11 protein-coding genes are annotated in these 15,278 nt (G+C 69.6%); all 11 read right to left on the bottom strand.

Features of this window, described 5'->3' with window-relative positions:
- Window positions 1-10: 10 nt before the first annotated feature.
- On the bottom strand, window positions 11-2,014 hold the full coding sequence (gene recQ / locus OG446_RS22405; protein ID WP_328895727.1) for a DNA helicase RecQ: 2,004 nt from the start codon (window positions 2,012-2,014) through the stop codon (window positions 11-13).
- 197 nt (window positions 2,015-2,211) lie between these two features.
- Window positions 2,212-3,876: an NADH-quinone oxidoreductase subunit NuoN gene (gene nuoN, locus OG446_RS22400; RefSeq protein WP_328895726.1), complete on the bottom strand. Its 1,665-nt coding sequence runs from the start codon at window positions 3,874-3,876 to the stop codon at window positions 2,212-2,214.
- Window positions 3,873-5,444: an NADH-quinone oxidoreductase subunit M gene (locus OG446_RS22395; RefSeq protein ID WP_328895725.1), complete on the bottom strand. Its 1,572-nt coding sequence runs from the start codon at window positions 5,442-5,444 to the stop codon at window positions 3,873-3,875. The genes nuoN and OG446_RS22395 overlap by 4 nt, the downstream gene beginning before the upstream one ends.
- 4 nt (window positions 5,445-5,448) lie before the next feature.
- Entirely contained in the window at window positions 5,449-7,344 is a 1,896-nt protein-coding gene (nuoL, locus tag OG446_RS22390) for an NADH-quinone oxidoreductase subunit L (RefSeq protein WP_328895724.1), read from the bottom strand.
- A gap of 15 nt (window positions 7,345-7,359) precedes the next feature.
- Window positions 7,360-7,659, bottom strand: coding sequence for an NADH-quinone oxidoreductase subunit NuoK (gene nuoK / locus OG446_RS22385; protein WP_018101339.1), 300 nt, complete (start codon window positions 7,657-7,659; stop codon window positions 7,360-7,362).
- Window positions 7,656-8,486, bottom strand: coding sequence for an NADH-quinone oxidoreductase subunit J (locus tag OG446_RS22380; protein WP_328895723.1), 831 nt, complete (start codon window positions 8,484-8,486; stop codon window positions 7,656-7,658). The genes nuoK and OG446_RS22380 overlap by 4 nt, the downstream gene beginning before the upstream one ends.
- A complete protein-coding gene (gene nuoI / locus OG446_RS22375; RefSeq protein WP_328895722.1) occupies window positions 8,483-9,193 on the bottom strand; it encodes an NADH-quinone oxidoreductase subunit NuoI in 711 nt (236 codons plus the stop codon). Before nuoI ends, OG446_RS22380 begins: the two co-directional genes overlap by 4 nt.
- Entirely contained in the window at window positions 9,186-10,589 is a 1,404-nt protein-coding gene (gene nuoH / locus OG446_RS22370) for an NADH-quinone oxidoreductase subunit NuoH (RefSeq protein ID WP_328895721.1), read from the bottom strand. The genes nuoI and nuoH overlap by 8 nt, the downstream gene beginning before the upstream one ends.
- The gene (locus OG446_RS22365; RefSeq protein WP_328895720.1) at window positions 10,586-13,093 is read right to left on the bottom strand and encodes an NADH-quinone oxidoreductase subunit G; all 2,508 of its coding nucleotides are present in this window, start codon (window positions 13,091-13,093) and stop codon (window positions 10,586-10,588) included. The genes nuoH and OG446_RS22365 overlap by 4 nt, the downstream gene beginning before the upstream one ends.
- Window positions 13,090-14,457, bottom strand: a complete 1,368-nt coding sequence (gene nuoF / locus OG446_RS22360; RefSeq protein ID WP_328895719.1) for an NADH-quinone oxidoreductase subunit NuoF — start codon at window positions 14,455-14,457, stop codon at window positions 13,090-13,092. The genes OG446_RS22365 and nuoF overlap by 4 nt, the downstream gene beginning before the upstream one ends.
- On the bottom strand, window positions 14,454-15,269 hold the full coding sequence (gene nuoE / locus OG446_RS22355; RefSeq protein WP_328898382.1) for an NADH-quinone oxidoreductase subunit NuoE: 816 nt from the start codon (window positions 15,267-15,269) through the stop codon (window positions 14,454-14,456). The genes nuoF and nuoE overlap by 4 nt, the downstream gene beginning before the upstream one ends.
- Between the last annotated feature and the right edge of the window lie 9 nt (window positions 15,270-15,278).

The raw sequence follows: 15,278 nt of genomic DNA, 5'->3' as shown, positions 1-15,278 counted from the left end.
CTCCCCCGCCTCAGTCGAACTCCGGCGGTTCCTCGTCCCAGCCGAACTCGGGGTCGGCAGCCGGAGCGGAAGTCCGGGCCGGGGCCTGGCTCGCAGCCGCGGGTGCCCCCGGGGCCGCCTCCGCAGGGGCCGCCTCGCCCGGAAGGTCCGCCAGCACCTCCAGCACCCCCTCCCCGTACGTCGCCAGCTTCTTCTCGCCCAGGCCGCTGATCCCGCCCAGTTCACCGAGCGACGACGGACGCAGGGTCGCGATCTCGCGCAGCGTCGCGTCGTGGAAGATCACATACGCGGGCAGGCCCAGCTCCTTGGCCTGCGCGCCGCGCCAGGCGCGCAGTGCCTCGAAGACCGGGAGGGCCTCCGCCGGGAGCTCGGCCGCGGCTGCCGAGGACTTCGCCTTCCGCTCGCCCTTCGACGAGGAGCGGGACGACGTGGGCTTCTTCGGCTCCTTGCGCAGCAGCACCTCGCGCTCCCGGCCGAGCACGGTGCCGCTCTCCTCCGTGAGCACCAGCGTGCCGTACTCGCCCTCGACGGCGATCAGGCCCTGGGCCAGCAGCTGGCGGACCACTCCGCGCCACTCCGCCTCGGCCAGCTCCTCGCCGATGCCGAACACCGAGAGCTGGTCGTGGTCGAACTGGATGACCTTGGCTGTCTTGCGGCCGAGCAGGATGTCGATGATCTGGCCGGCGCCGAACTTCTGCCCTCGTTCCCGCTTCAGCCGGACCACCGTGGACAGCAGCTTCTGGGAGACCACCGTGCCGTCCCAGGTCTCGGGCGGGTTCAGGCAGGTGTCGCAGTTGCCGCAGGAGGACGCGGCGGGGTCCTGGCCGAAGTAGGTGAGCAGCTGGGCCCGGCGGCACTGGACGGTCTCGCAGAGCGCCAGCATGGAGTCCAGGTGCGCGGCGGCCCGGCGGCGGAAGGCCTCGTCGCCCTCTCCGCCCTGGATGAGCTTGCGCTGCTGGACGACGTCCTGGAGTCCGTACGCCATCCACGCCGTCGACGGGGCTCCGTCACGGCCGGCCCGGCCGGTCTCCTGGTAGTAGCCCTCGACGGACTTCGGCAGGTCGAGGTGGGCGACGAAGCGGACGTCCGGCTTGTCGATGCCCATGCCGAAGGCGATCGTCGCGACGACGACGAGGCCTTCCTCGCGCAGGAAGCGGGACTGGTGGGTCGCACGGGTCCCGGCGTCCAGGCCCGCGTGGTACGGGACGGCCTCGATGCCGTTGCGGCAGAGGTACTCGGCGGTCTTCTCGGTGGAGTTGCGCGAGAGGCAGTAGACGATGCCCGCGTCGCCCTCGTGCTCCTCCTTCAGGAAGGAGAGCAGCTGCTTCTTCGGGTCCGACTTCCCCACGATGCGGTACTGGATGTTGGGCCGGTCGAAGCTGGCCACGAAGTGCTTGGCGTCGGGCATGCCGAGGCGCTGGGTGATCTCGCGGTGCGTGGCGCCCGTCGCCGTGGCCGTCAGGGCGATGCGCGGGACGTCGGGCCAGCGCTCGCCCAGCACGGACAGGGCCAGGTAGTCCGGCCGGAAGTCGTGGCCCCACTGGGCGACGCAGTGCGCCTCGTCGATCGCGAAGACGGAGATCTCGCCGCGGGAGAGCAGGCCGAGGGTGGAGTCCAGGCGGAGCCGCTCGGGGGCGAGGTACAGCAGGTCGAGCTCGCCGGCGAGGAACTGGGCCTCCATCGAGCGGCGCTCGTCGAAGTCCTGCGTGGAGTTGATGAAGCCGGCCCGCACACCGAGCGCCCGCAGTGCGTCGACCTGGTCCTGCATCAGGGCGATCAGCGGGGAGATCACGATGCCCGTACCCCGCCTGACCAGGGACGGGATCTGGTAGCAGAGGGACTTGCCGCCGCCGGTGGGCATGAGTACGACGGCGTCCCCACCGGCCACCACGTGGTCGACGACGGCTTCCTGCTCGCCGCGGAAGGTCTCGTACCCGAAGACCCGGTGCAGCGTCTGCCGCGCCTCGCTCTCGGTCACGTCCGTGGTCACGCCCGTGGTCGAATCCGTGGTCATGTCCGTCACGCCTGTCCCGCCCGTGCTCACGTCCGTCACGCCTGTCCCGCCCGTCATGCTCATTGCTCTGTTCCCCCGACGGCTGTCCCGTTCTGTCCCTGCGCTCTCCCCTGCCACGATAGGCGCCGCCTACGACAGCGCCGGACGGGCTTGACTTCCAAGCCCGTCCGGCGCTGGTCCAGCAGTGGTGCTTTCGGCTACCTCACGAACACTCCCGCCTGGCTCGCCAGGTCCAGGAAGTACTGCGGGGCCAGGCCCAGCACCAGGGTGACCGCGACGCCGACCGCGATCGTCGTCATCGTCAGCGGGGACGGGACGGCGACCGTGGGGCCGTCCGCCTTCGGCTCGCTGAAGAACATCAGCACGATGACGCGGATGTAGAAGAACGCGGCGATCGCCGAGGAGATCACACCGACGACGACGAGTCCGCTCGCGCCGCCCTCGGCCGCGGCCTGGAACACCGCGAACTTTCCGGAGAAGCCCGAGGTGAGCGGGATACCGGCGAACGCCAGCAGGAACACCGCGAAGACCGCGGCGACCAGCGGGGAGCGCCGGCCGAGCCCGGCCCACTTCGACAGGTGCGTCGCCTCGCCGCCCGCGTCACGCACCAGGGTGACGACGGCGAAGGCGCCGACCGTCACGAAGGAGTACGTGGCCAGGTAGAAGAGCACCGAGGAGATGCCCTGCGGGGTGGCCGCGATGACACCGGCGAGGATGAATCCGGCGTGCGCGATCGAGGAGTAGGCCAGCAGGCGCTTGATGTCGGTCTGGGTGATGGCGACGATCGCGCCCCCCACCATCGTGACGATCGCGATGCCCCACATGACCGGGCGCAGGTCCCAGGTGAGGCCCGGCAGCACCACGTACAGCAGGCGCAGCAGCGCACCGAACGCGGCGACCTTCGTGGCCGCGGCCATGAAGCCGGTGACCGGGGTCGGGGCGCCCTGGTAGACGTCCGGGGTCCACATGTGGAACGGGACGGCGCCGACCTTGAAGAGCAGTCCGGTCAGGAGCATCGCGCCGCCGATCAGCAGCAGCACGTCGTTGCCCATGGTGTCGGCGAGCGCCGGATCGATCTGCTGGATGGACCCGTCGACGACGGTGGCGATCTGTGCGTACGAGACGGAGCCCGCGTACCCGTAGAGCAGGGCGATCCCGAAGAGCAGGAACGCCGAGGAGAAGGCGCCGAGCAGGAAGTACTTCACCGCGGCCTCCTGCGACATCAGCCGCTTGCGGCGGGCGACGGCGCACAGGAGGTAGAGCGGGAGCGAGAAGACTTCCAGGGCCACGAACAGCGTCAGCAGGTCGTTGGCCGCCGGGAAGACCAGCATGCCCGCCACCGCGAAGAGGAGCAGCGGGAAGACCTCGGTGGTGGTGAACCCGGCCCTGACCGCGGCCTTCTCGCTGTCGCTGCCGGGGACCGACGCGGCCTGCGCGGCGAACGAGTCGACGCGGCTGCCGTGCGACTCGGGGTCGAGGCGCCGCTCGGCGAAGGTGAAGACGGCGACCAGCGACGTCAGCAGGATGGTGCCCTGGAGGAACAGGGCGGGTCCGTCGACGGCGATGGCGCCCATCGCGGCGATGTGTGCCTTGGTCGTGCCGTATCCGGCGGCGGCCAGGCCGATCACCGCGGCGAACGCGGCGACCAGGGCGGCGACGGTGAGGAACACTTGTGTGTAGTAGCGGGCCCGGCGCGGCACGAAGGCCTCGACGAGCACGCCCAGGACGGCGACTCCGATGACGATCAGGACCGGCGTCAGCTGGGTGTACTCGATGACGGGGGCCTTGAACTTCTCGTCCGGGGCGGCCGATGTCACCCCGCCCGCCATTGTCCACAGGCTGTGGACAGCTGTTGCGCTCACTTGGCGGCCTCCACCTCGGGCTGGGGGTCCTTCTTCTGTACGTCCGACATGGTGTGCTGCACCGCCGGGTTGACGATCTCCGTCAGCGGCTTCGGGTAGACGCCCAGGAAGATCAGCAGAGCGATCAGCGGGACGACGACCACCAGCTCGCGGACCTTGAGGTCCGCCATGCCCTGGACCTCGGCCTTGACCGGTCCCGTCATCGTCCTCTGGTAGAGGACGAGGACGTAGATCGCGGCGAGCACGATCCCGGTGGTGGCGATGATGCCGACCGCCGGGTACGCGGCGAACGCGCCGACCAGGACGAGGAACTCACTGACGAACGGGGCGAGCCCCGGCAGCGACAGCGTGGCCAGACCGCCGATCAGGAACGTGCCGGCCAGGACCGGCGCCACCTTCTGCACTCCGCCGTAGTCGGCGATGAGCCGCGAGCCGCGCCGGGTGATCAGGAAGCCCGCCACCAGCATCAGCGCGGCGGTCGAGATGCCGTGGTTGACCATGTAGAGCGTCGCGCCCGACTGGCCCTGGCTGGTCATCGCGAAGATGCCCAGGATGATGAAGCCGAAGTGCGAGATCGACGCGTAGGCGATGAGCCGCTTGATGTCGCGCTGGCCGACGGCGAGCAGCGCCCCGTAGATGATGCTGATCAGCGCCAGCACCAGGACCACCGGGGTGGCCCACTTGCTGGCCTCCGGGAAGAGCTGGAGGCAGAAGCGCAGCATCGCGAAGGTGCCGACCTTGTCGACGACCGCGGTGATCAGCACGGCGACGGGGGTGGTCGCCTCACCCATGGCGTTGGGCAGCCAGGTGTGCAGGGGCCACAGCGGGGCCTTCACCGCGAAGGCGAAGAAGAACCCGAGGAAGAGCCAGCGTTCGGTGCTCGTCGCCATGGTGAGCGAGCCGTCGGCCCGGGCTGCGGCGATCTCGGAGAGCGAGAACGTCCCCGTGACCACGTAGAGCCCGATGACCGCGGCCAGCATGATGAGGCCGCCGACCAGGTTGTAGAGGAGGAACTTGACCGCGGCGTACGAACGTTGGGCCGCCGCGTTCTCGTCGCTCCCGGAGTGGGCCCGGTCCCCGAAGCCGCCGATGAGGAAGTACATCGGGATGAGCATGGCTTCGAACAGGATGTAGAAGAGGAAGACGTCGGTGGCCACGAAGGAGAGGACCACCATCGCTTCCACCATCAGGATCAGGGCGAAGAAGCCCTGGGTGGGGCGCCAGCGGGAGGAGTTCGTCTCCAGGGGGTCGGCGTCGTGCCAGCCGGCCAGGATGACGAACGGGATCAGCAGGGCGGTGAGCGCCATGAGCGCCAGCCCGATGCCGTCCACCCCCAGCTCGTACCGCACGCCGAAGTCCTTGATCCAGGCGTGCGATTCGGTGAGCTGGTAGCGGCTGCCGCCGGGCTCGAAGCGGGCGAGCGCGATGCCCGCCAGCACGAGGGTGCCCAGCGAGAAGGCGAGCGCCAGCCATTTGGCGGCGGTGCGCCGGGCGGCCGGGACGGCGGCGGTGGCGACCGCGCCGATCGCCGGGAGCGCCGCCGTCGCTGTCAGGAGGGGAAAGGACATGTGATCAGACCGCCCTCATCAGCAGGGTCGCGGCGATGACGACCGCCGTACCGCCGAACATCGAGACCGCGTAGGTGCGGGCGTAGCCGTTCTGCAGTTTGCGCAGCCGGCCGGAGAGCCCGCCCATCGAGGCGGCCGTGCCGTTGACGACGCCGTCGACCAGGGAGTGGTCGACGTAGACCAGGGAGCGGGTGAGGTGCTCGCCGCCCCGGACCAGGACCACGTGGTTGAAGTCGTCCTGGAGGAGATCGCGGCGGGCCGCCCGGGTGAGCAGCGAACCGCGCGGGGCGACCGCGGGCACGGCCTTGCGTCCGTACATCGCCCACGCGATGGCGACACCGATGACGAGCACCACCATGGTGGCGGCCGTGACGGTGGTCGCGCTGACCGGGGCGTCCCCGTGGCTGTGTCCCGTGACGGGCTCCAGCCAGTGCAGGAAGCGGTCGCCGATGGAGAAGAACCCTCCGGCGAAGACCGAGCCGAACGCCAGGACGATCATGGGGATGGTCATGGACTTCGGGGACTCGTGCGGATGCGGCTCGTTCCCCTCCGCGTCGGGCTGCCAGCGCTTCTCGCCGAAGAACGTCATCAGCATCACGCGCGTCATGTAGAACGCGGTGATCGCGGCGCCCAGCAGCGTGACCGCTCCGAGGATCCAGCCCTCGGTGCCGCCCTTGGCGAAGGCCGCCTCGATGATCTTGTCCTTGGAGAAGAAGCCGGACAGACCGGGGAAGCCGATGATCGCGAGGTAGCCGAGGCCGAAGGTGATGAAGGTGACCGGCATGTATTTCCGCAGGCCGCCGTACTTCCTCATGTCGACCTCGTCGTTCATGCCGTGCATGACCGAACCGGCGCCGAGGAAGAGCCCGGCCTTGAAGAAGCCGTGCGTGACCAGGTGCATGATCGCGAAGACGTAGCCGATCGGGCCGAGCCCGGCGGCCAGGATCATGTAGCCGATCTGCGACATCGTCGACCCGGCGAGGGCCTTCTTGATGTCGTCCTTCGCACAACCGACGATCGCACCGAAGAGCAGCGTGACCGCTCCGACGACCACGACGACCAGTTGGGCGTCGGGCGCGCCGTTGAAGATCGCGCCCGAGCGGACGATCAGGTAGACACCCGCGGTCACCATGGTGGCGGCGTGGATCAGGGCCGAGACCGGGGTCGGGCCCTCCATCGCGTCACCGAGCCAGGACTGCAGCGGCACCTGGGCGGACTTGCCGCAGGCGGCGAGCAGCAGCATCAGGCCGATCGCCGTCAGCTTGCCCTCGCTCGTCTCCCCGGTGGCTTCGAGGACGGGGCCGAAGGCGAAGGTGCCGAAGGTGGTGAACATCAGCATGATCGCGATCGACAGGCCCATGTCGCCGACCCGGTTGACCAGGAACGCCTTCTTGGCGGCGGTGGCCGCGCTGGGCTTGTGCTGCCAGAAGCCGATGAGCAGGTACGACGCCAGACCGACGCCCTCCCACCCGACGTACAGCAGCAGGTAGTTGTCGGCGATGACCAGGATCAGCATCGCCGCGACGAACAGGTTCAGATAGCCGAAGAAGCGGCGCCGGCGCTCGTCGTGCTCCATGTAGCCGATCGAGTAGATGTGGATCAGGGTGCCCACACTCGTGATCAGCAGCACGAAGGTCATCGACAACTGGTCGAGCTGGAAGGCCACATCGGCCTGGAAGCCCTCGACCGGAATCCAGCTGAACAGCTTCTGGTGCAGCGCGCGGTCCTCGGCGCCCTTCCCGAGCATGTCGGTGAAGAGCACCACGGCGACGACGAAGGAGGCGGCGGCGAGCGCGGTGCCGAGCCAGTGGCCCACGCGGTCAAGGCGTCGGCCGCCGCAGAGCAGCACCACCGCTCCGAGCAGGGGCGCCGCGACAAGCAGCGCAATCAGGTTCTCCACAGTTCAAGCGCCCCTCTACAGCTTCATCAGGCTGGCGTCGTCGACCGAGGCCGAGTGGCGGGAACGGAACAGCGACACGATGATCGCGAGCCCGACCACGACCTCCGCGGCAGCCACGACCATCGTGAAGAAGGCGATGATCTGGCCGTCGAGATTGCCGTGCATCCGGGAGAAGGTGACGAACGCGAGGTTGCAGGCGTTGAGCATCAGCTCCACGCACATGAACACCACGATCGCGTTCCGCCTGATCAGCACCCCGGCCGCGCCGATGGTGAACAGCAGAGCGGCGAGATAGAGGTAGTTGACCGGATTCACTTGGCGACCTCCTCTTCTTCTGCGGTGTCCCGGCCGAGCCGCTCACCGGAGCGCTGCTCCAGTGCCTTGAGGCCGGCCAGCGACTCGTGGGACACATCGCGCATCTGGCCGCGCTTGCGCAGCGTCTGCATGACGGTGAGTTCGGACGGTGTGCCGTCCGGGAGGAGTCCGGCGATGTCCACGGCGTTGTGCCGGGCGTAGACGCCGGGAGCGGGCAGCGGCGGCAGGTGGTTGCTGCGCACGCGGTCCTCGGACATCTCCCGCTGGTTCTTCGCCCGTTCGGTGCGCTCGCGGTGCGTGAGCACCATCGCGCCGACCGTGGCGGTGATCAGCAGAGCGCCGGTGATCTCGAAGGCGAAGACGTACTTGGTGAAGATGAGGCTGGCGAGCCCCTCCACGTTTCCGCCGTGCGCGGCGTTGGCGGCACCGAGCCCGTTGAAGCTGTTCAGCGAGGCGTTGCCGATACCGGCGACCAGGAGGACGCCGAAGCCGAGCCCGCATCCGGCGGCCAGCCAGCGCTGGCCCTTCAGGGTCTCCTTCAGCGAGTCCGCCGCCGTGACACCGACGAGCATGACCACGAAGAGGAACAGCATCATGATCGCGCCGGTGTACACGACGACCTGGACGATGCCCAGGAAGTAGGCGCCGTTGGCGAGGTAGAAGACCGCCAGGATGATCATGGTCCCGGCGAGGCTCAGCGCACTGTGCACCGCCCGCTTCATGAGCACCGTGGCCAGGGCGCCGATCACGGCGACCGTGCCGAGCACCCAGAACTGGAAGGCCTCGCCGGTCGAGGTCTGGGAGGCCGCTGCGGCCAGGCCGTTCATGCGTCCACCTCCTGCGCCGCGCCGTTGCTCTCGTTGTCCCCGTCGTCCGGCTTCTCACCCTTGGAGACGGCGAGCTGCCGTTCCGTACCCGGGGCGGCCTCGGTCACCAGGCCCCGGTAGTAGTCCTGTTCGTCCGTGCCGGGGAAGATCGCGTGCGGGCTGTCGACCATGCCTTCCTCCAGGCCCGCGAGCAGCTCGTCCTTGGTGTAGATGAGGCTCTCGCGGGTGGTGTTGGCGAGCTCGAACTCATTGGTCATCGTCAGCGCCCGGGTCGGGCAGGCCTCGATGCACAGTCCGCAGAGAATGCAGCGCGCGTAGTTGATCTGGTAGACGCGGCCGTAGCGCTCCCCCGGGGAGTAGCGCTCCTCTTCGGTGTTGTCCGCGCCCTCGACGTAGATCGCGTCCGCCGGGCAGGCCCAGGCGCACAGCTCGCAGCCGACGCACTTCTCCAGGCCGTCCGGGTGGCGGTTGAGCTGGTGCCGGCCGTGGAAGCGCGGCGCCGTGACCTTCGGCGTCTCCGGATACTGCTCGGTCAGCCGCTTCTTGAACATGGCCTTGAAGGTCACGCCGAAGCCGGCCACCGGATTCTGGAACTTGTCCTCCGAAGAATCCGAGGACCGCGAAGCTTCCGAAGATCCCGAGGAACCGGAAGCCTGCGTGGACTTCGCCGGCCTCTTGGACCCTGGCGACTCAGACAGTTCAGACACCGCCGGCCTCCTTTCCGTCACTCGGATTTCCGTCACTCTGAGTATCCATGCCGCCACTGACAACGAGCTCCCGCTCGCGGCGCGGCCTGCGCCGGGGCACGGGCGGCAGGGTCTGTCCGGGCAGCGGCGGCACCGGGAATCCGCCCGCCATCGGGTCGAACGCCGGCTCCGGTTCCGCGTGGGCCTCGGCTTCCCGGCCCTTCCTGTCGCGGAAGATGTCGACCACGAAGGAGATCAGCAGGACCGCGATCACGGCCCCGGCCACGTAGAGCAGGATCCGGGAGAAGTCGTAGCCCTCGTTGCGCAGCGCCCGTACCGTCGCGACCATCATCAGCCAGACGACGGAGACGGGGATCAGGACCTTCCAGCCCAGCTTCATCAGCTGGTCGTAACGGACCCGGGGCAGCGTGCCGCGCAGCCAGATGAAGAAGAACAGCAGAAGCTGGACCTTGAGGACGAACCAGAGCATCGGCCACCAGCCGTGGTTCGCGCCCTCCCAGAAGGTGCTGATCGGCCACGGGGCCCGCCAGCCGCCCAGGAACAGGGTCACGGAGACCGCGGAGACGGTGACCATGTTGACGTACTCGGCGAGCATGAACATCGCGAACTTGATCGACGAGTACTCGGTGTTGAAGCCGCCGACCAGGTCGCCCTCGGACTCCGGCATGTCGAACGGGGCGCGGTTGGTCTCACCGACCATCGTGATGATGTAGATGATGAAGGAGACCGGCAGCAGGATGATGAACCAGCGGTCCTCCTGCGCCTCCACGATCTTCGAGGTCGACATCGACCCGGAGTAGAGGAAGACCGAGGCGAACGCGGCGCCCATCGCGATCTCGTAGGAGATCATCTGCGCGCAGGAACGGAGTCCGCCGAGCAGCGGGTACGTCGATCCGGAGGACCAGCCCGCCAGCACGATGCCGTAGATCCCGACCGAGGCGACCGCGAGGATGTAGAGCATCGCGATCGGCAGGTCGGTGAGCTGCATCGCCGTACGGTGCCCGAAGATCGACACCTGGTTGTCGGACGGCCCGAACGGGATGACCGCGATCGCCATGAACGCGGGGATCGCCGCGATGATCGGGGCGAGGACGTAGACGACCTTGTCCGCCCGCTTGACGATGACGTCTTCCTTCAGCATCAGCTTGATGCCGTCGGCGAGCGACTGGAGCATGCCCCAGGGGCCGTGCCGGTTGGGGCCGATGCGCAGCTGCATCCAGGCGACGACCTTGCGCTCCCACACGATGGAGAAGAGCACGGTCACCATCAGGAACGCGAAGCAGAAGACCGCCTTGATGACGACGAGCCACCACGGGTCGGTGCCGAACATCGACAGGTCCTCGGCGGCGAGCACGGCGCCGTTCGGGGCCGTGGCCAGTTGAGCGAAGGCACTCACGCCCCCACCTCCGGTGTGACGTCGGAAATGCCGGGTGCGGCGGGACCGATCCGGACCGGGCTGCCGGGCTGGACGCCGGTGTCGCCCGGGACACCACGCCCGACGGAGTTCAGCGGCACCCAGACCACCCGGTCCGGCATCTCGGTGACCTGGAGCGGCAGTTGTACGCTGCCCGCCGGGCCGGAGACGGCCAGCAGATCGCCGTCCTTGACGCCGGTCTCGGCGGCGGTGGCGGCGGAGAGCCGGGCGACCGCCGCGTGCCGGGTGCCGGCCAGCGCCTCGTCGCCCACCTGGAGCCTGCCCAGGTCGAGCAGCATCCGGTGGCCGGCGAGGATGGCCTCGCCGTCGGCGGGCCGGGGAAGCGGCTGGGCGGAGGCGCGCGGGTCGTCCGCGTGCGCGCCCTGCCAGCCGCCGAGCCGGTCCAGCTCACGGCGCACGGACTTCAGGTCCGGCAGCGCGAAATGGACGTCCAGCGCGTCGGCCAGCATGTGCAGCACCCGGGCATCGCCCGGCGCGAGGTTCCGCGTCATCTGCTCGGGCTTCAGCGCGGCCTCGAACATCCGCGCCCTGCCCTCCCAGTTGAGGAAGGTGCCGGACTTCTCCGCGACCGCGGCCACCGGGAACACCACGTCGGCGCGGTCGGTGACCTCGCTGGGCCGGAGCTCCAGGGAGACCAGGAAACCGACCTGGTCCAGGGCCTCCAGGGCGCGGGCCGGATCGGGCAGGTCGTCGGCCTCGACACCGGCGACGAGCAGCGCGCCCAGTTCGCCGGAGGCCGCGGCCTCGACGATCTGGCCGGTGTCGCGGCCGAAGCGGGACGGGAGTTCGGCGACGCCCCAGACGGACGCCACCTCTTCCCGGGCCCGCGGGTCGGTCGCCGGGCGGCCGCCGGGCAGCAGCGACGGGAGTGCGCCCGCCTCCACCGCACCGCGCTCGCCGGCCCGGCGCGGGATCCACACCAGGGTGGCCCCGGTCGCGGTCGCCGCCCGTACCGCGGCGGTCAGCCCGCCGGGCACCCCGGCCAGCCGCTCACCGACCACGATCAGGGCGCCGGCATCGCGCAGCGCCTCGGCCGCGACGGCACCGTCGCCGTCGAGGCCGACACCGCCCGCGATCGCGTCCAGCCACTCGGTCTCGGTGCCGGGCGCGGCGGGCAGCAGCGTGCCGCCCGCCTTCGTGAGGCCGCGGGTGGCGTGCGAGGCGACGGAGAAGGTGCGCTGTCCGTGCTTGCGGTTCGCCTTGCGCAGCCGCAGGAAGACGCCGGGCGCCTCCTCCTCGGACTCGAACCCGACCAGCAGCACGGTCGGGGCCTTCTCCAGCGAGGTGTACGTGACCCCGCTGCCGTCCAGGTCACGCCCGCGTCCGGCGACGCGGGCGGCCAGGAAGTCGGCCTCCTCGTTGCTGTGCACCCGGGCCCGGAAGTCGATGTCGTTGGTGTCCAGGGCGACCCGGGCGAACTTGCTGTACGCGTAGGCGTCCTCGACGGTCAGCCGGCCGCCCGTGAGGACACCGGTCCTGCCGCGTGCGGCGGAGAGACCGGCGGCCGCGGCGGCCAGCGCCTCGGGCCAGCTCGCCGGCTCCAGCTCGCCCGCCTCGTTACGTACCAGCGGGGTGGTGAGCCGGTCGCGCTGCTGGGCGTAGCGGAAGCCGAAGCGGCCCTTGTCGCAGAGCCATTCCTCGTTGACCTCGGGGTCGTTGGAGGCGAGGCGCCGCATGACCTTGCCGCGCCGGTGGTCGGTGCGGGTGGCGCAGCCGCCCGCACAGTGCTCGCACACCGAGGGCGTCGACACCAGGTCGAAGGGACGGGAGCGGAACCGGTACGCCGCCGAGGTCAGCGCCCCGACCGGGCAGATCTGGATGGTGTTGCCGGAGAAGTACGACTCGAACGGGTCGCCCTGGCCGGTGCCGACCTGCTGGAGCGCGCCGCGCTCGATCAGCTCGATCATCGGGTCGCCCGCCACCTGGTTGGAGAACCGGGTGCAGCGCGCGCAGAGCACGCACCGCTCACGGTCCAGCAGCACCTGGGTGGAGATCGGGACGGGCTTCTCGTACGTCCGCTTCTTCCCGTCGAAGCGGGAGGTCGCGTCGCCGTGCGACATCGCCTGGTTCTGCAGCGGGCACTCGCCGCCCTTGTCGCAGACCGGACAGTCCAGCGGGTGGTTGATGAGCAGCAGCTCCATCACACCGCGCTGCGCCTTGTCGGCGACCGGCGAGGTGATCTGCGACTTGACGACCATGCCGTCGGTGCAGGTGATGGTGCAGGACGCCATCGGCTTGCGCTGGCCCTCGACCTCGACGATGCACTGGCGGCAGGCGCCGGCCGGGTCGAGGAGCGGGTGGTCGCAGAAGCGCGGGATCTCGATGCCGAGGAGTTCGGCGGCGCGGATGACCAGGGTGCCCTTGGGCACGCTGATCTCGATGCCGTCGATCGTCAGCGTGACGAGGTCCTCGGGCGGGAGCGCCGCCTCGCCGCCCCCGGAGGGCGCGTTCGTGGTGACTGTCATGCCTTCACCCCCTGGGATGCGTTCTTGTCGTCGGCCCAGACGGTCGACCTGGCGGGATCGAAGGGGCAGCCCTTGCCGGTGATGTGCTGCTCGTACTCGTCGCGGAAGTACTTCAGCGAGGAGAAGATCGGCGAGGCGGCGCCGTCGCCGAGGGCGCAGAACGACTTGCCGTTGATGTTGTCGGCGATGTCGTTCAGCTTGTCGAGGTCGGACATCTGGCCCTTGCCCGCCTCGATGTCGCGCAGCAACTGGACGAGCCAGTACGTGCCCTCACGGCATGGCGTGCACTTGCCACAGGACTCGTGGGCGTAGAACTCGGTCCAGCGGGTGACGGCCCGCACGACGCAGGTGGTCTCGTCGAAGCACTGGAGCGCCTTGGTACCGAGCATGGATCCGGCGGCGCCGACGCCCTCGTAGTCGAGGGGCACGTCGAGGTGCTCCTCGGTGAACATGGGGGTGGAGGAGCCGCCCGGGGTCCAGAACTTCAGCCGGTGGCCGGGGCGCATCCCGCCGCTCATGTCGAGGAGCTGGCGCAGCGTGATGCCGAGCGGGGCCTCGTACTGGCCGGGTCCCGAGACATGGCCGCTGAGCGAGTACAGCGTGAAGCCCGGGGACTTCTCGCTGCCCATGGACTTGAACCAGTCCTTGCCCTTGTTCAGGATCGCGGGAACCGAGGCGATGGACTCGACGTTGTTCACCACGGTGGGGCAGGCGTACAGACCGGCGACCGCGGGGAAGGGCGGGCGCAGCCGGGGCTGGCCGCGGCGTCCTTCGAGCGAGTCGAGCAGCGCGGTCTCCTCACCGCAGATGTACGCACCGGCACCCGCGTGCACGGTGAGTTCCAGATCGAGTCCGGAGCCCATGATGTTCGTACCGAGATAGCCCGCCTCGTACGCCTCGCGGACGGCCTCGTGCAACCGCCGCAGTACGGGGACGACTTCGCCGCGCAGGTAGATGAAGGCGTGCGAGGAGCGGATCGCGTAGCAGGCGATCACGATGCCTTCGATCAGGCTGTGCGGGTTGGCGAAGAGGAGCGGGATGTCCTTGCAGGTCCCGGGCTCCGACTCGTCGGCGTTGACCACCAGGTAGTGCGGCTTGCCGTCGCCCTGCGGGATGAACTGCCACTTCATCCCGGTGGGGAAGCCTGCGCCGCCGCGGCCGCGCAGACCGGAGTCCTTGACGTACGCGATGAGGTCGTCCGGTGACATGGCCAGCGCCTTGCGCAGCCCTTCGTACCCCTCGTGGCGGCGGTAGGTCTCCAGGGTCCAGGATTCCGGCTGGTCCCAGAAGGCGGACAGGACAGGCGCGAGAAGCTTCTCGGGACTGGTCCCGTTCTTGTCGATTTCGGCGGCCAACGTCATCACTCCCCCTCCTCGGCGGCGGGACCGGCCGGGTGGTCCGGGTCGGAGGCCGAGGTCTGCTGTGGCGCGTCATGGGAGCTGAGGTGTTCGGCGCCCTTCTGCGGTTCGTCGCGCGGGGCCTCGCCCCGCGGTCCCACCACGCGGGGCTGCGGTGCGGCCTCGCCCTTGGCCAGCTTCAGGCCGATGAGCGAGGCGGGGCCCGCGCCGCCGGACGCCGCGACGGCGCCGGGGCGCTCGTCGGGGAAGCCGGCCAGGATCCGGGCGGTCTCCTTGTACGAGCAGAGCGGGGCGCCGCGGGTCGGCTCGACGGTGCGGCCGGCGATCAGGTCGTCGACGAGCTGCGTCGCGCTCTCGGGCGTCTGGTTGTCGAAGAACTCCCAGTTGACCATCACGACGGGCGCGAAGTCGCAGGCCGCGTTGCACTCGATGTGTTCGAGGGTGACCTTGCCGTCCTCGGTCGTCTCGTCGTTGCCGACGCCGAGGTGGTCCTTCAGCCGCTCGAAGATCGCGTCGCCGCCCATCACCGCGCAGAGCGTGTTGGTGCAGACGCCGACCTGGTAGTCACCGCTGGGCCTGCGCCGGTACATCGTGTAGAAGGTGGCGACCGCGGTGACCTCGGCGGTGGTGAGGCCGAGCACCTCGGCGCAGAACGCCATGCCCGTACGCGAGACGTACCCCTCCTCCGACTGCACGAGGTGCAGCAGCGGCAGCAGCGCGGAGCGGCTGCCGGGGTAGCGGGCGATCACCTCCTTCGCATCCGCTTCGAGCCTGGCGCGCACCTCGGCCGGGTAGGCGGGGGCGGGGAGCTGCGGCATCCCCAGACT

Origin of the sequence: Streptomyces sp. NBC_00236 (assembly GCF_036195045.1) — a bacterium.
Lineage (GTDB): Bacteria > Actinomycetota > Actinomycetes > Streptomycetales > Streptomycetaceae > Streptomyces.
This window is presented reverse-complemented; position numbering and strand designations above follow the sequence as displayed.

What these genes read in the sequence shown, in the direction of transcription:
- recQ (WP_328895727.1), bottom strand. Translation starts at nt 2,014, where the DNA reads ATGACCACGGATTCGACCACGGGCGTGACCACGGACGTGACCGAGAGC.
- OG446_RS22395 (WP_328895725.1), bottom strand. Translation starts at nt 5,444, where the DNA reads ATGTCCTTTCCCCTCCTGACAGCGACGGCGGCGCTCCCGGCGATCGGC.
- OG446_RS22380 (WP_328895723.1), bottom strand. Translation starts at nt 8,486, where the DNA reads ATGAACGGCCTGGCCGCAGCGGCCTCCCAGACCTCGACCGGCGAGGCC.
- OG446_RS22365 (WP_328895720.1), bottom strand. Translation starts at nt 13,093, where the DNA reads ATGACAGTCACCACGAACGCGCCCTCCGGGGGCGGCGAGGCGGCGCTC.
- nuoE (WP_328898382.1), bottom strand. Translation starts at nt 15,269, where the DNA reads ATGCCGCAGCTCCCCGCCCCCGCCTACCCGGCCGAGGTGCGCGCCAGG.